At 60.4% G+C, this 13,911-nt stretch carries 19 protein-coding genes and 1 pseudogene; 9 read left to right on the top strand and 11 right to left on the bottom strand.

Annotated elements, in window-relative coordinates; translation table 11 throughout:
- Window positions 1–12: 12 nt before the first annotated feature.
- From GO014_RS00100 to GO014_RS00085, 4 genes and pseudogenes are all read right to left on the bottom strand, one after another.
- The gene (locus GO014_RS00100) at window positions 13–513 is read right to left on the bottom strand and encodes a DoxX family protein (RefSeq protein ID WP_157288633.1); all 501 of its coding nucleotides are present in this window, start codon (window positions 511–513) and stop codon (window positions 13–15) included.
- 19 nt (window positions 514–532) lie between these two features.
- Complete coding sequence (locus GO014_RS00095) at window positions 533–1,285, bottom strand: HvfC/BufC N-terminal domain-containing protein (protein WP_157288632.1); 753 nt, start codon at window positions 1,283–1,285, stop codon at window positions 533–535.
- Window positions 1,282–2,151: pseudogene (gene bufB, locus GO014_RS00090) on the bottom strand (MNIO family bufferin maturase). Before bufB ends, GO014_RS00095 begins: the two are co-directional and overlap by 4 nt.
- A 71-nt stretch (window positions 2,152–2,222) precedes the next feature.
- Window positions 2,223–2,516, bottom strand: coding sequence for a BufA1 family periplasmic bufferin-type metallophore (locus tag GO014_RS00085; RefSeq protein ID WP_157288631.1), 294 nt, complete (start codon window positions 2,514–2,516; stop codon window positions 2,223–2,225).
- 179 nt (window positions 2,517–2,695) lie between these two features.
- Between GO014_RS00085 and GO014_RS00080 the strand changes: the two genes are divergently transcribed.
- The 3 genes from GO014_RS00080 to GO014_RS00070 all read left to right on the top strand — a co-directional run bounded on the left by GO014_RS00080 (window position 2,696) and on the right by GO014_RS00070 (window position 4,138).
- Window positions 2,696–3,337, top strand: a complete 642-nt coding sequence (locus GO014_RS00080; protein WP_343030677.1) for an NrsF family protein — start codon at window positions 2,696–2,698, stop codon at window positions 3,335–3,337.
- Window positions 3,338–3,437: 100 nt separating this feature from the next.
- A complete protein-coding gene (gene grxC / locus GO014_RS00075) occupies window positions 3,438–3,713 on the top strand; it encodes a glutaredoxin 3 (protein WP_157288630.1) in 276 nt (91 codons plus the stop codon).
- Between the two features lie 5 nt (window positions 3,714–3,718).
- Window positions 3,719–4,138, top strand: a complete 420-nt coding sequence (locus GO014_RS00070) for a hypothetical protein (protein WP_179952892.1) — start codon at window positions 3,719–3,721, stop codon at window positions 4,136–4,138.
- A gap of 25 nt (window positions 4,139–4,163) precedes the next feature.
- Here the strand turns inward: GO014_RS00070 and GO014_RS00065 are convergent, their stop codons facing one another.
- Genes GO014_RS00065 through GO014_RS00035 form a run of 7 tightly spaced genes read right to left on the bottom strand, consistent with a single transcriptional unit; the run spans window position 4,164 to window position 10,001 of the window.
- A complete protein-coding gene (locus GO014_RS00065) occupies window positions 4,164–5,000 on the bottom strand; it encodes an ABC transporter permease (protein ID WP_157288628.1) in 837 nt (278 codons plus the stop codon).
- 2 nt (window positions 5,001–5,002) lie between these two features.
- Window positions 5,003–5,902: an ABC transporter permease gene (locus GO014_RS00060; protein ID WP_157288627.1), complete on the bottom strand. Its 900-nt coding sequence runs from the start codon at window positions 5,900–5,902 to the stop codon at window positions 5,003–5,005.
- Window positions 5,877–7,226: an ABC transporter substrate-binding protein gene (locus GO014_RS00055; protein WP_157288626.1), complete on the bottom strand. Its 1,350-nt coding sequence runs from the start codon at window positions 7,224–7,226 to the stop codon at window positions 5,877–5,879. The genes GO014_RS00060 and GO014_RS00055 overlap by 26 nt, the downstream gene beginning before the upstream one ends.
- 27 nt (window positions 7,227–7,253) lie before the next feature.
- Complete coding sequence (locus tag GO014_RS00050) at window positions 7,254–8,312, bottom strand: ABC transporter ATP-binding protein (protein ID WP_157288625.1); 1,059 nt, start codon at window positions 8,310–8,312, stop codon at window positions 7,254–7,256.
- 40 nt (window positions 8,313–8,352) lie between these two features.
- Complete coding sequence (locus GO014_RS00045; RefSeq protein WP_157288624.1) at window positions 8,353–8,961, bottom strand: CDP-alcohol phosphatidyltransferase family protein; 609 nt, start codon at window positions 8,959–8,961, stop codon at window positions 8,353–8,355.
- A 22-nt stretch (window positions 8,962–8,983) separates the two neighbouring features.
- Window positions 8,984–9,529 (bottom strand): peroxiredoxin-like family protein, encoded by a 546-nt coding sequence (locus GO014_RS00040; protein WP_157289737.1) that lies wholly within the window; start codon window positions 9,527–9,529, stop codon window positions 8,984–8,986.
- 31 nt (window positions 9,530–9,560) lie between these two features.
- Complete coding sequence (locus GO014_RS00035; RefSeq protein WP_157288623.1) at window positions 9,561–10,001, bottom strand: DUF6789 family protein; 441 nt, start codon at window positions 9,999–10,001, stop codon at window positions 9,561–9,563.
- Between the two features lie 176 nt (window positions 10,002–10,177).
- On the opposite strand from GO014_RS00035, the gene GO014_RS00030 reads away from it, so the two are divergent.
- From GO014_RS00030 to GO014_RS00005, 6 genes are all read left to right on the top strand, one after another.
- Window positions 10,178–10,804: an RNA polymerase sigma factor gene (locus GO014_RS00030; RefSeq protein ID WP_157288622.1), complete on the top strand. Its 627-nt coding sequence runs from the start codon at window positions 10,178–10,180 to the stop codon at window positions 10,802–10,804.
- 90 nt (window positions 10,805–10,894) lie between these two features.
- A complete protein-coding gene (locus GO014_RS00025; RefSeq protein ID WP_157288621.1) occupies window positions 10,895–11,131 on the top strand; it encodes an anti-sigma factor family protein in 237 nt (78 codons plus the stop codon).
- Window positions 11,132–11,809 (top strand): SDR family NAD(P)-dependent oxidoreductase, encoded by a 678-nt coding sequence (locus tag GO014_RS00020; RefSeq protein ID WP_157288620.1) that lies wholly within the window; start codon window positions 11,132–11,134, stop codon window positions 11,807–11,809.
- Window positions 11,806–12,564: an SDR family NAD(P)-dependent oxidoreductase gene (locus tag GO014_RS00015; RefSeq protein WP_157288619.1), complete on the top strand. Its 759-nt coding sequence runs from the start codon at window positions 11,806–11,808 to the stop codon at window positions 12,562–12,564. The genes GO014_RS00020 and GO014_RS00015 overlap by 4 nt, the downstream gene beginning before the upstream one ends.
- 42 nt (window positions 12,565–12,606) lie before the next feature.
- Window positions 12,607–13,422, top strand: a complete 816-nt coding sequence (locus GO014_RS00010) for a sterol desaturase family protein (RefSeq protein ID WP_157288618.1) — start codon at window positions 12,607–12,609, stop codon at window positions 13,420–13,422.
- 1 nt (window position 13,423) lies between these two features.
- On the top strand, window positions 13,424–13,911 hold a 488-nt coding region (locus GO014_RS00005), incomplete at its 3' end, for a TVP38/TMEM64 family protein (RefSeq protein ID WP_179952891.1).

Raw genomic sequence — 13,911 nt, 5'->3', positions numbered from 1 at the left:
TTGACGCGCCTGTCACGAGGGATGCGGGGCTTGTCGAGCCGGAGTCTGCCCTAGCATCATCATTGCGAGGGAGTCTATCGACAACCGCCCGCCCCCGAAAGCCATCAGACACAGTGCCATGGCAACCCAAGGCAGGTGGAAGTTGATCAGACCATCCGGAATGGTCAGTTGAATGACCAGTGTCATGAGCAGAATGCCTGTCGCGGCAAATCGGGTGCCCAGGCCCAGCACGAGCAACACGGGTAGCACAATCTCGCCCACGCCGGCCAGAAAGGCGGCAGTCAGCGGAAAAGGATAGGCAATGGCCTGCCCAAAGATGTTGAGCTTGAACTCCTGCTGGAACAGGTAGCGCGCGCCGCTTGAGAGATTGAAAAATCCATCCCATTTGGTCATGCCGGAACGCCAGAATGGGATGGCGAGCGCCACGCGCAGGGCCAGGAGGCCGATGGAATGCAGGATGGCCGCAATCAGCCGGTCCGCAGCCTGACAGAGACTTCCAATTTTTTGCAGCATGATGAGCCTGCTTTCTAAGTCAAACCGGTTGGGAAAACGCGCCAAGGGAACAAAGCCCCACCAGCGCGCGTCCGAAATCAAATTCGGATTGGCCGATCAGCACCCGCTCAATGGCATCTCCAACAGCCGCGCCTCGCAACAGGTCCTGCGCGAAGGCAGCGTCTGCCGTGGGAATTACTGTCACTTTGACGTCCATTGCAGGGCGCGTGACCAGAATGGCCTCAGCGCCCGAGCGAACCTTTACCCCCGGCGCCTGATGCGCGGCCCAGATGGAGCCTGTCGGGTAGTCCGACCGGAGCAGGCCGGATGCTGGATGGGGTGTCAGGGTCAGATCTGGCAAATTGTCCAGATCGATTGCGGCGATCTCAGCCAAGGTGACCGGGCCGGCATCGGCCGCATTGTAGGCGACGCTCCATGCCTGCTCGAGCGCTGCCATGTCCGAAAGATAAGGCACCGAACGTGCGCCGACGAAGTCGCTGATAAATGCGGGGAACTCGGCCCCGTAATGCATCATGATCGGCGAGGTGGGCTTGCGGTCGGCCACATAGATGCGCGCCATGGCGGTGAAGAATTCTTCGCCCACCAGTTGCGCGCAAACCGGAAACTTGGCGGCTAGCACACCAACCAGTCCGACGTGGACATTGTTGCGATAGACCGCGAAACGCTTTGGATCGCTGTCGCAGCGATAGGAGACGATGCCGGGCGGCACGGCTCGTGCCGGGTCGACCAGAGCGGCGGCAAAGTCTGTCTGACGCACGGGCTGGACTGTCATGCGACATGCTCCCGACGGTCGCCACGCGCGGAGACTTCCGCAATGGCGAGGTCGACAATGCGCGCCTCGTCCGCCAGCACTGAAAAGGCGGGCACGTTATTGTCCCATTCCACCAGCGTCGGCACCGGCCCTGTTCGGCCGAGCGTATGCCGAAAGAGCGCAAAGACATCCTGGCTGACCCGCGACGCATGTGCGTCGATCAGGAGCCGCTCGCCAACGGCGTCGGTGGTTTCGTCATAGCCGGCCAAATGAATCTCGCCCACGGCATGCACCGGAAAGCGATCGATATAGGCAAATGGGTCCATGCGGTGATTTACCGAGGAGACCATGACATTGTTGACGTCCAGCAGCAGTCCGCAGCCGGTCCGGTCGGCGATGGTCGCCAGGAAATGGATCTCGTCGATCGTGCTTTCGGCGAACAGCACATAGGTGGACGGGTTTTCGAGCAGCATAACACAGCCCAGTACCTGTTGGACCTCGTCGACATGGGCGACTACCCGGTCCAGCGTCGCATTGGTATAGGGCAGCGGCAGCAGGTCGTTGAGGTTTGTCTCCTCATGCGATGATCAGGCCAGATGCTCGGAAAAGGACTGCGGCCTATAGCGGTCGACCAAGGACCGCAGGCGCCGCAGATGGTCCCGATTGAGCGGAGCCTCGTCGCCGATCGACAGGCCCACGCCATGCAGAGAGAGCGGATAGTGCTCAACGATCGCTGCCAGGTACCGATGTGGTGGTCCACCGTCGCCCATGTAGTTCTCGGCATGCACCTCGAAGAATCCGATATCGGGGCGCTCCCCAAGTATCTCGGCATAATGCTGGGGCTTGAGACCCAGACCAGCGCGAGGAGGAAGATGCGGTGCGTCCATTCTCGATCTCCCTTTGGGGAAGGCCGGAGATCCGAGGGGACGGATCTCCGGTGCTTTGGAGGCGGCGTCGATCAGGCCTGTGGCAGGTCGCGATCGAGGGCTTCAAGCGAACCGGTGCGACCACCTTCCAGCGAAATGGTTAGGCAGGTCCCTGCCGGAACGGCCTTCCAGGCATTTCCTTGATAGTCGATGACGGACGTTCCGGCGCAGGTGGTGCCGGGGCCGGCGGCGCAGTCATTCTGCCCGGCAAGAGCAACGCCGTAGCACTTCTCGGTAGCATCCTGGGCAACAGCGCCTTGGACGGAAAGGCCGGAAACGGCGGTGAGCAGTGACGCGGCCAGAGCGAGCGAGGTCCGACGGTTCATGATGAGTTCTCCCTTTCAGAGGCGGAACCGAAGTGGCTCCGTGCTCAGTAGTCGGATCGACCCGTTCGACCGTTACGACCCTGCTCTTCACAGAACAGTGAACGGGCAGCTGTCGGACGACGTAACGAAATCGCCATTGGCGGCACGAATATGTTGTAGGCGGGCGAAAGGATGATGCCGTGGCCATCAGGAACTGGGACGCACTGATAGACGCGCTCGTTGCCGACCTCGACCGGCGTCCCCTCGGACTGGCCACAGTTTTGATGCTCGCCACACTCATCGCCGTCATTACCGCGATCGCTGGCCTTTACCTGACGATTGGACCTCGCCCCGACGCCGTTGCTTCGCTCGGTTCAGTTCGCTTCGTCGCGAAATTCGTCTTTACCTTCAGCCTGTTCGGATTTGGCCTTGTTGTCTTAAAGGCTTCTCTGGTCCCGGGAAGAGGCTTGCCAGTCGTCTGGCTACTGGCCCCAGTAGGCGTCATCATTGTCGCGGCCGTTCTCGAACTCATATCCATCCCGCGAGAACTTTGGCCCGGCGCTCAAATTGGGCAGAACAGCAGGGTCTGCATGACCTTCATTCCGCTTTTGGGACTGGCGCCGCTCTCGGCATTCATGCTGGCCCTGAGGAAGGGGGCTCCCACCTCATCAACCGGCGCCGGTGCTCTCGCCGGGCTTGTCGCCGGCGGCATATCGGCAAGTGTTTACGCAGCGCACTGCACCGATGATTCACCGCTATTCGTGGTGACCTGGTATCCAATCGGCATTGCCCTCCTGATGGTCGCAGGCGCCGTCCTGGGGCGGTTTCTGGTGCGGTGGTAAGCCACCAAGACTGTAACAGCGCGCCAGGGCCGACGACTAAGGCTGCGGACAGGTGCGGTACTAGTGCCGAAGCTGTCGCTACCTGAAAGGCGCCCGACCGATGAGCAATCCATCACCCCAGGTCACTATCTATACCAAGCCCGGCTGCCCCTATTGCGCCGATGCCAAGCACCTCCTGACCCGCAAGAAGGTCGACTATGTCGAGATCGACATTTCGCGCCACCCAACGGAGCGTGCCGCCATGATCGGCAGGGCGAGAGGCAGAAGTACGGTTCCGCAGATCTTCATTGGATCTACCCATGTGGGTGGTTGCGACGACTTGTACGACCTTGACGGTCAGGGTCGGCTGGACCCGCTTCTGGCGTCTGTCGGCTAATTGGAGTGTTGCTGCTTAAGAAATCAGGTCCGGGAAATTCGATGTTAGCCAAACGACTGGCCGCACTGGCCGCAGCAGCAATTTTCCCTGTTCTGCTTGCCTATTCAGGCGCGACCACCTGGCTCGGCGCTCATCCATGGTGGTCAGTCAGTATCGCCTGGATTGGCGCGCCTATTGGCCTTGCCCTGGCGATAGTTGCGGTGGCAATGGGCTTGCGACGCCCGCTAACAATTATCGCGGCAGCCATGCTCCTCATATTGGCTGGCTTGAGCGCGCATTTCGGGAAAGCGGAATTTGCGGCCAGTTTCGCTGAGAACGGGTTGGCAGGCCGTTTCTGGTATTTCGGCTGGATTGGCGTGATGGCTGCATTGTCCGTCATGCTGGCACTCGTCTTGTGGCCTGGCCGACCCCACGCTGGCCGGTGATCAACCCCAGGCCTGGCGCCCGGCATCATCGACCCGTCAATTGGTTGAGGCCATTCAGGTAGCGTTCGGAAATCAGCAGCAGGACTATTCCCGGTAGCGTTGCCACCAACGCAATGCCTGCGGCCGAAGCGTCGAGCGATCCGCCGGATATCTTGGCGAAGAGCAATGTCGGCAGGGTGATGATCTTGCCCTGTCCAAGCAGGAAGGTGAGCAGGAACAGATTGGTTGAGACAAGGAAGGTGAACAGGCATCCTGCGAGAATTCCCGGCAGAAGCATCGGTATGGTGACCAGGCGCAGCGCCTGCGATCGGCTCGCCCCCAGAACCCGGGCCTGTTCCTCAAAGCCTCGATCCAGCCCCTGATAGACGGCCGTCAGCATGCGCACCATATAGGGTATGGTAGGGATAAGGTGGGCAATGATGATCCCCGCATAGCTTCCCGCAAGACCCACTCGGACAAACATCACCGAGAGCGCCAATCCGACTGCGGCTTCCGGCACGATCAGCGGCATGGACAGATAGAACTCGAAGGCACGTTTGCCGGCAAAGTCCTCCCGCGCGAGGACGCGCGCTGCGGGAAGGCAGATTGCGAGGCAAATCAGCGTCGTGGCGCTCCCGATCAGAACCGTATTCAGAACGGCCTCGCCCAACCGGCTATAGGGTGACAGAACATAGTCCCAGCCCAGAGGCAGGCGAGCGCGATCCCGCGCGGTGAACCACCACTCGGACGGCAGAAGATTGGGCCAGTCCCATTGGAAGGCGAAGGATTGGACCAGCAGTGGGACAAATGGTCCAACCATGAACAGCACAATCAGAACCACATAGAAGCGAGCTGCGTGGGGAGACGCTTGCGATCGCGCCATGGTTAGACCCGACCCAAGCTGCGTTCATAGCGCCGATAGGTCGCAAGATAGACGGCAATCATCATGCCGGCAACAAGGCCGATCGAGACCACGACCGCCATGCCCTGAAGCTGAAGCGTGTAGTCGGCATCGTTGAAATAGCGCCAGGCCATGACCGGAAGCGTGTCCGGAAATCCGCCTCCAAGGATAAAGGGCGCCTCGAACGCGCCCATGTTGAAGGCAAAGCAGATCAGCGTGGACGAGACGATGCCGGGAACAATCTGGGGCCAGGTGATCTCGCGGAAGATCTGACGCCTGTTGGCGCCAAGCACAGCGGCGGCTTCTGCCTGCTCGCGACCGGCACTGATCAGCACGGCATGGATAGCAAGGGCCATGAAGGGTAACTGCTTCCAGACATAGACGGCAATGACGCCCCAGCCCGCATTGGTAGTAAGCAGCAGCGGGAACTGGGCTGGGTCATCGATCCAGCCCAGAGCGAAGGCCAGGCGGGACAGCACGCCGCCATTGCCCATCATGATGACGGCCAAGGCAATACCGACGGCATAGGGCACAACCAAGGGCAGCTTATAGAGCGAGCCGAAAACCGCACGGCCTGGAAAAGCCCGCGTGAGACCCAGGGCGAGGAGAATGGCCAGGACCAGCGCGATCACTGTGGCCGCCAAACTGTAGTAGAGCGTGAACCACAGCGACCACCAGAAGCTGGCACCGCCCCAGAGCGCAATGAAATAACTCACATCGGGGAAACTGTTGATCCCGAGCCAGGGGGCAAAGCCGAGGCTCTGCAACAACGCGAGCGCCAGGGCTCCGCCAAACAGCACAATCATCACGACGCCCAGAGGCAACAGGCCTAAGACCTGTTGCCTCTGCAGGGTGGGCCTACGGCGCCAGATTGGCGACGGCATTGGCAACGATCTCCTCCAGCGGCAGGCTCGAACCGCGCTCTATGTATTCGAGCCATGTTGCCTCGATCACCTCCACCAGCGAAGCGTTTGTGTCTGGGGCGATATTGTCATCCAGCTCATCCTGGGTCACGCCGTAATGGGCGGGAGCTGCCGCTTCGAGCGCGGCGGCATCAGCCGGATCGAGCTTCCAGGGGTCGATGCCTGCCGGGTAGCCAACAAGGTCGAGCTTGGTGACCTGCGCCTCGACCGACGACATATAGTTGGCAAACACCAGTGCAGCCGCGGGGTTCGGAGCGTTGGCCGGAATGGCAAGATAGTTCTTGTTCTTGATCATGTTGCCGGCCGGGAAGATGATTTCCTCGGCGGTCTGTGGGTAGCTGCCATCGGCGCGCTTTGTTGCCACCGCATAGAGCCCGAAGCCGCAATTGATGTGGATCTCGCTATTGCGAAACAAACCCTCGGCAGCGGCAGCGTCTTCAGGATAACGCACGGCGCCCTGCGGTCCGCCAAGCAGGAGCGGTTCAATGTCCTTGAGGTATTCAAAGCCCGGCGCAGCAAGTCGCGCCAGTTCGGCCGCACCAAGGCCCTCAATGGATCGCTGGAAAGGCGTGGCACCGGTCCCATCTGGATTGAAGGCATAGAGCACCTGCTGGACAAAGGTATTCCCCAGATAATGCGGCGGCTTGATATAGGCGAACTTGCCTGGATTGACCTCCAGATAGGCCTGCAAATCTTCAAACGTCCGCGGCGTCTGCTCCACCGGAAGGACCGCGCGGTTGGCAGAGCAGACATATTGCTCGCCGGACCATGGCATTTCAGCGCCATCGGTGGGCGTGCCGAAGTCCCTGAGGTTGAGCTGCGAACGCGGGTCTGCTTCGTCCCATTCGAAGTTGGCGGCATTGGGGAGCAACTGGGCGAATGAACCGAACAACAGATCCTGCTGCTTGAGGGTGTAGAAGTTCTCGCCATTAAGCCAGATGGCATCGACGCTACCTTCGCCGATGGTACGACCGGAAGCCGCATCGGCGATCACCAGGTCAACGGCATCCTTGGTGCCGGTGATGCGGTTGGCGACGAGCGAAATGCCCAGTTCGGCCATGGCTGGCGCGACCACACTATCCATCCAGACATTGAGGTTGTCGTCGCCGCCCCAATAGAAGAACTGCACCTCTCCATCCACGCGCGCCTGCGCCAGGACGTCGTCCCAGCTCATGTCACCGGCCAGGATCTGATCCTGAAAGCCCGCCGCTGCCTCGTCCGCCATGACAGCGGTTGTGGAGGCAAGAAAGGCCGCGACGAATAGGACGGATCGACAAAGGTGCATCTGATACCTCGAGAAAGTTGGAGCTGGTTAAGCCTGGTTATTTGCAGGGGGAAAGACGGACACATGAGCGGGATCGACCCTCATCAGGACGGACTGCCCATCGACAAGGCGTCGGGTGGACACCGCATCAACGAGGAAGGTGTTGGGGCCTGCTGTAATGGAGTAGCGGATGGACTGGCCCATGAAGGCGCTGGACTGTATCGCGCCATGGCCATCACCCGGATCAACTGGCGTAATGGCAATGGCTTCGGGGCGTATCAGTGACAGGACCTTGGTCCCCGGCGTAAACCCGTTTTGGCGCAGCGGAACCGGGCCGAATCCAAGTTCGACGCCCAACGCATCGCCCAAGCCGACCACGCTACCGGGTACCAGATTGGCCTCGCCGGTCATCCGGGCGACCACTGCGGATACGGGCCGATGATAAATTGTCTCTGGTTGGTCCACCTGAAGGATGCGTCCGGCCTGCATCACGGCGATGCGGTCTGAAATCTCCATCGCTTCGGCCTGGTCATGGGTCACGAAAATCGTGGTCAGGCCCAATCGCTGCTGCAGATCACGCACAAAGCTGCGCATCTGCCGGCGCAGGTCGGCGTCGAGCGCTGCGAAGGGTTCATCGAGCATGAGCAGTCGCGGCCTGGTGATCAGTGTACGGGCCAGGGCCACCCGCTGCATCTGTCCGCCTGAAAGCTGGTGGGGGAACCGCTCTCCAAGCTCGCCAAGCTGGACAGTGTCCAGGGCTTCGTTGACGCGGCTGTTGACCTCTGTGTCCGGTGTACCCCGGACGCGCAGGCCGAAGGCAATGTTGCGTCGCACTGTCATGTGCGGAAACAAAGCGTAGCGCTGGAAGACCAGCCCGACATTGCGTTCACTGACCTCAAGACCGGATATGTCGTGTCCGTCAAACAGGATCGCGCCCTGATCACGTTCGTCCAAGCCGGCGATCAGCCGCAGCATCGTCGACTTGCCACAACCAGACGGCCCTAGAAGGGTGACGAGTTCCCCGGGCGCTATAGTCAGGTCGATACCGGCCAGCGCTGTGGCCCCTGGAAAGGACTTGGCAAGACCCTGGAGCGCGACCGAGGTCATGGCCGGCACCCGACGCCAGGGCCTCGACAGAAAACGGCTCTCACTCTGCAAAGGCCTTCCAGCCCCACCACCAACGGACCAGCGTGGTCACGAAAGCAAGGGCGGCAAACACGGTAGCTATGATGGCAAAGTGCTCGGGGAAAAGGCAGATCAGAGCGAACAAGGCGATGGTTTCGGCGCCCTCGGTGATGCCACCAAGATAGTAGAGACCCTTCTTGGGCATTTTCAGCGAGGTCAGGCCCCGGCGCTGCGCAATCACGGCAAACGCCAAAAAGCTCGACCCCGTGCCGACGAAGGAAAACAACAGTAGCGATCCGGCCAGCCCGTTCACCGCGGGGTCGACCAAGACAAAGGCAAATGGAATGGCGGCGTAAAAGAAGAAGTCGAGCGCAATGTCGAGGAAGGCGCCGCGGTCAGTCGGACCGGCCAGTCGTGCCACTGCCCCATCAAGCCCGTCGAAGATGCGGTTTAGCGCGATGAGCACCAGGCCGAGCGTAAACTGACCGCCTGCAATAGCCGGAACAGCTCCAAGTCCAATGACAAACCCGACAAGTGTTATTCGGTTCGCGGTGGCACCATGCGCCAAAAGCCATGCCGCCAGAGGGCGCAGAAGCCGTTCTTGTGTCGGAATGATGTAGCTGTCGAGCATCTGTTCGCCTTTGCGGTTCGCCCTAGATGACGTCGCCGCGGGGCGGGTAATCATTCTTTTTGATGAAGTCGATGGCGGCCAGCATGTCTTCCGCCCGAGGGCGAACAAACGGCATGCTCTGGACCGAGGAAAAGAAGAGCGTCAGGTCCGGCCTGATCAGGAACAACCCCGGCTCCGAGAATAGAGCGGGCTCATCGAGCCCCAATGAGGTTTTGCCGCGCGTCGCCGTTATGAACAGGCCCCATTGTCTCGCTTGTTCTGGCGTCAGATCGTAGGCGATGCGGAGGTCGGGCAGGTTCCAGTCCGCTACCGCAGATTCTGCACGATCTTTGGTGTCGCACGATATCGCCGTCACCGTGACCCCGCGCTCGGCAAATGCGCCCGCCTGGGCCTGCAATGCACCAAGCTGGGTCTTGCACACCGGGCAATGTCGCCCTCGATAAAAGACAAGCAGATGAAAGCTCTCGGCCTGCATGCCGGACAGGTCAAATTCTCCCCCGCCGGCAAGCGGCAAGATCAATGAGGGAACAGGCTGTCGAGGGAAGATGGTCGTTCGAGGCGGCAACATGGCTATTCTGAGGTCAATGAGAAATAGAAGTCTAGGCCACCGAGTGCCGCGAAGCTGATTCGGCAAGGGCCTGATAGACTGCGCCAAGTACGGCGCCGAAGATGGCATGAAGCATGAAGGTCATGATCGGCGCCATGATGCCCATATTGATCCCAAACAGACCTGCGCCGACCATGGGGATGACGACGATCATCATCAGCCAGGCGGCCGTGCCAAAAAGGACGCCGGACCAGATGGCACCACCCGGCAGGTGGGGCCGCAGCAGGGCATAACCGATACCCCAGGCAATCGTGCCGATCATGAAGTGCACGAGCCAGCCAAACGCTACGGAGGGAAGGGAAAGCATCGATGTCAGCATGGTAACGACATCCAGCTCGGGCATGAGGCTCACCGCTTGTTTCATCACCATAAGCGCCGAAAGCACCAGCGTTGCGACAAAGCCCGCAATCAGACCTCTTACTACCTTGGACATAGCCAGCTCCTTTCCGAATTCGTCCATCGACCACCCCGATGCTCATATGTCTGCCGGCTGCCGCCTTCGTTACATTCACATGGGCGGCGACTGTAACTTTCGGTCACAATGATGCGAATGGGGAGGGAATCCGAGAAAAGACTGCTAGTCACGCTGCTGGGGATTTGGGGGTTTGTATGGTTTTGGGAGTGGCGAACTCCAGGCGCGACGAGCGCGCGTTGATCCAGGCGTTGAAGCGCGGAGACGAGAAGGCCTTTCGCCAATTGGTGGCAGAACAGCAGAGGTCGATGCTGGCTTTCGCGCGGACATTCCTGCGCGATCCCTCGGCGGCGGAAGAGGCCGTGCAGGATACCTGGATAGCCCTCATTTCCGGGATCGCCAAATTTGAGGAACGATCATCCCTCAAGAGTTGGACGTTTGCCGTGCTGGCCAACATCGCCCGCACAAAGGCCAAGCGCAACGGCCGATCGGTGTCCTTTACGGACATGGGTTACAATGACCCCGCCGTCGATCCGGATCGGTTCCTGGGCGACGGCTCCTGGCTATCCCCGCCGGGGCGATGGTCGGAAATCAACCCGGAACGCATCGTAGGCGGCAAGCAATTGTTGGCCCATGCCATGTCCATTCTCGAGACACTGCCGCCCAATCAGCGCGCCGTCGTCACACTTCGCGATCTCGAAGGTCTATCGCCTGAGGAAACCTGCTCGATCCTTGAGGTCAGCGAGGCCAATCACCGCATTCTGCTGCACCGTGGACGCTCCCGTATTAGGGCGGCTCTCGAAGAGCTGATGGGAAACTCCTGAAGCCGAGCGTAACAGTTGGCGCCTTGGACTTACTCACCTACATAAACGATCAAGATTGGGTGCCGCCATTTGTGCCCTGGAGACCAGATCATGCTCAGTTGCCGCGAACTCAGCGAGACCGCGACCGACTACCTCGAAGGCACGCTGACCTTGCGCCAGCGCGTCGGCGTCAAGATGCACCTGCTCATGTGCAAGCATTGCCGCGCCTATGTCGACCAGCTCGCAAAGACAGTAGCGCTCCTGAAATCAGCCCAGGCCGGGCAGGATAACTCCGAACCAGACCCTCGCGTCATTGAGGTCTTCCGCAATGCCGCGGGCAAACCATAGGTGCAGCAGCATGGTCGCCGACGTTACTTCGTAACCGGGGCGAGCTCCGGCATTGGCCTGAGCATTGTGCAATCGCTGGCAGGCCAGGGCCATGACGTCACCGCTACCGGGCAGCGCGCCTCCTCGGACTTGCCCTCGGATTTTCCAGATATCGCCTATCATCAGCTAGACCTGTCTAGTTCGGCCGAACCTTTGATCGATCTTGCAAGTCCCGCCGATCGCATCATCCTGGCTGCCGGGGCAGGTTTCTACCGGCCGATGGAGCGCGAGGACCAAACAGCGCTGGCCCAAACCATGGCCGTCAATTTCAGTAGCGTGGTCCGCCTTCTGCACGGACTCTATCCTTCACTTGCGCGTCAATCCGGTCGCGTTGCCCTGCTTGGGTCTGTGGCTGCCAAGGGGGCGGCGGGCATGCCGGTTTACAGTGCCGGGAAGGGCGCTCTTGCCGGGCTTGCCCGATCCCTTGGGTCCGAGTGGGCAGATCGCATCACTGTGCGGCATTATCGCTTATGGCCCACAAGAACACCTATGCATGGGCGCGCCGGCTATGACGCGCGCAAGATCGACTGGTTGCTTATGGATCCGGACCGGGTGGCCCGATTTGTGGTTCGCAATCTTGAAACGCGGGGGCCCGCAAGCCTATCGATCTCACCTCTCACGCTGGTTGGACGTCAATGAACAAGCGCGCTCTGGTCACCGGTGGATCGGCGGGGCTTGGCGCCGCCTTGGTCGCCGAATTGTTGGCAGAAGGCCTTGAGGTGATCAGTATTGATCGCGATCAGCCAGCAGGTGAAACGCCTGGTCTCCATCACCTTCAGGCCGATCTGTCTAACATCTCAGCTCTGCGTGAACTGCTTGCCGCCCTCGTCGATGGCGACCCCTTCGAGGTCGTCGTTCTCAATGCGGGTATCAGCGCAGTAGGGGCTTTTGAGGAGATTGACCCGAAACAGCTCGACAAGGTGCTTGCTGTCAATCTGCTGGCCCCGATGGAACTGACCCGCTTGCTTGTGACAAAACAAATGGTCGCCAAAGGCGGGAGCCTGATCTTTGTCGGCTCGCTGTCCAACCGGCTGGGCTATCCTGGCGCTGCGGTCTATGCCGCCACCAAACAGGGCCTTGAATCCTTTGCGGCGTCGCTGCGCAAGACCGGTGCCTACCGTGTGCTTTTAGTTCTGCCTGGCCCGCTCGATACCGAACACGCCAGACGGTATGCGCCGTTGGGCAGCAAAGGCCGGAAGCGGCAGTCCCCCTCCGTTCTGGCCAGACGTGTTGTCAGTCGGCGGCACCGCCCCGGAACCGTATACGGAACTGTGGCCCAGGCCCTGGTGGGGCTTTTAGGCATTGCTGCGCCATCGCTGATGACCAGCCTCATGCGGCGCGGCCTGTTCACAAAACTGCGCGCAGCGCCGTCTATCACGGACGAGCGTACGTAATAGTCAGAAGGCCAGACTTTAAATGCAAAGGCAGAGCCCACAATGAATGATGCACTCTTTCTGCCCGAACCGGTGATTCGGTTTGGTTCCTTCGTGCTGATCTTTGGAATGCTCGCCATCATCGAACTGACTCATCCACGGCTCGAACGCCCCGAAATGCTTGCCGCGCTCAAGACGCGGCGCTGGCTGACCAATGTGGGCATGCTGGTGATCTCGTCCGTGACGCTGCGCGTTCTCTTTCCTGCGGCTGCCGTGGGCACTGCCCTGTGGGCTGAAAGCCTGGACATCGGGGTTTTCAACCAGTTCGATGTTCCGCTCTGGCTGGCGGCGCTGATTTCCATCATCGTGCTGGATTTCGCGGTCTGGCTTGAGCACCTGTTGAGCCACAAAATCCCGATCCTGTGGCGCATTCATCGTATGCACCATGCCGATACCGGCTTCGACGTCACCACGGCACTGCGTTTCCATCCGCTGGAAATCGTGCTGTCCATGGTATGGAAGGCGGCCATCGTGGTGGCGCTCGGCGCGCCGGCCTGGTCGGTGCTGATCTTCGAAGTGGTGCTCAACGGCGCAGCCATGTTCAACCACGCCAATATCAGCCTGCCTGCCCGGGTAGATCGCGTTGTGCGCCTACTGGTGGTGACACCGGACATGCACCGCGTCCACCACTCTACAGATCGCCGCGAGACTGACAGCAATTATGGCTTCAATCTGGCCATCTGGGACCGGATATTCGCGACATATACGGATCAGCCCGCCAAGGGACATCGGGACATGGATATCGGTCTGGCGGACTATCGCGACACCGCGCCCACGCGGCTTGGATGGTCGCTGCTGCTGCCGTTCCGGAGACGCTGATATGCGCTACCCTGAACCATCGTCCCAGGGGGGCAAGTCGCTGCTGCGTTTCGCACCGTTGGCTCTGATCTTGGTGTTGCTGGCCACCGGCCTTTTGCTTGGCTGGCACCGATATCTGACGCTCGACTATCTGGCCGAAATCCGCACCACCCTCAAGGCGTTTGCCGCAGACCATGGCTGGCTGGCCGTTCTGACCTATGTGCTTGTCTACGCCATTGCAGTGTCGGTGGCCTTCCCCGCAACCTGGCTGCTCACGCTGGCGGGTGGCTTTCTCTACGGTATCTGGATTGGTGGTCTGCTGGCAGCCACGGGTGCCACCATCGGCGCGACATTGCTGTTCTGGGCCGCACAGACGGCCTTCGGGGAGGGGCTGCGTTCGCGCGTGGACGGATTTGCCGGCAAGGTTGCGAAAGGTTTCGAGGCCAATGCCTTCAGCTATCTTCTGGCGCTGCGGCTCGCGCCCGTATTTCCCTTTGCCGTCGTTAATAT

Origin of the sequence: Devosia marina, from assembly GCF_009758415.1 — a bacterium.
In the GTDB taxonomy this organism is placed as follows: domain Bacteria; phylum Pseudomonadota; class Alphaproteobacteria; order Rhizobiales; family Devosiaceae; genus Devosia; species Devosia marina.
The sequence above is the reverse complement of the archived record's forward strand: the minus strand, read 5'-3'. Positions and strand labels throughout refer to the sequence as shown.

What these genes read in the sequence shown, in the direction of transcription:
- GO014_RS00025 (WP_157288621.1), top strand. Translation starts at nt 10,895, where the DNA reads ATGCTCAGTTGCCGCGAACTCAGCGAGACCGCGACCGACTACCTCGAA.
- GO014_RS00050 (WP_157288625.1), bottom strand. Translation starts at nt 8,312, where the DNA reads ATGACCTCGGTCGCGCTCCAGGGTCTTGCCAAGTCCTTTCCAGGGGCC.
- GO014_RS00095 (WP_157288632.1), bottom strand. Translation starts at nt 1,285, where the DNA reads ATGACAGTCCAGCCCGTGCGTCAGACAGACTTTGCCGCCGCTCTGGTC.
- GO014_RS00085 (WP_157288631.1), bottom strand. Translation starts at nt 2,516, where the DNA reads ATGAACCGTCGGACCTCGCTCGCTCTGGCCGCGTCACTGCTCACCGCC.
- GO014_RS00100 (WP_157288633.1), bottom strand. Translation starts at nt 513, where the DNA reads ATGCTGCAAAAAATTGGAAGTCTCTGTCAGGCTGCGGACCGGCTGATT.
- GO014_RS00030 (WP_157288622.1), top strand. Translation starts at nt 10,178, where the DNA reads ATGGTTTTGGGAGTGGCGAACTCCAGGCGCGACGAGCGCGCGTTGATC.
- GO014_RS00010 (WP_157288618.1), top strand. Translation starts at nt 12,607, where the DNA reads ATGAATGATGCACTCTTTCTGCCCGAACCGGTGATTCGGTTTGGTTCC.
- GO014_RS00060 (WP_157288627.1), bottom strand. Translation starts at nt 5,902, where the DNA reads ATGCCGTCGCCAATCTGGCGCCGTAGGCCCACCCTGCAGAGGCAACAG.
- GO014_RS00045 (WP_157288624.1), bottom strand. Translation starts at nt 8,961, where the DNA reads ATGCTCGACAGCTACATCATTCCGACACAAGAACGGCTTCTGCGCCCT.
- grxC (WP_157288630.1), top strand. Translation starts at nt 3,438, where the DNA reads ATGAGCAATCCATCACCCCAGGTCACTATCTATACCAAGCCCGGCTGC.
- GO014_RS00040 (WP_157289737.1), bottom strand. Translation starts at nt 9,529, where the DNA reads ATGTTGCCGCCTCGAACGACCATCTTCCCTCGACAGCCTGTTCCCTCA.
- GO014_RS00065 (WP_157288628.1), bottom strand. Translation starts at nt 5,000, where the DNA reads ATGGCGCGATCGCAAGCGTCTCCCCACGCAGCTCGCTTCTATGTGGTT.
- GO014_RS00035 (WP_157288623.1), bottom strand. Translation starts at nt 10,001, where the DNA reads ATGTCCAAGGTAGTAAGAGGTCTGATTGCGGGCTTTGTCGCAACGCTG.
- GO014_RS00015 (WP_157288619.1), top strand. Translation starts at nt 11,806, where the DNA reads ATGAACAAGCGCGCTCTGGTCACCGGTGGATCGGCGGGGCTTGGCGCC.
- GO014_RS00055 (WP_157288626.1), bottom strand. Translation starts at nt 7,226, where the DNA reads ATGCACCTTTGTCGATCCGTCCTATTCGTCGCGGCCTTTCTTGCCTCC.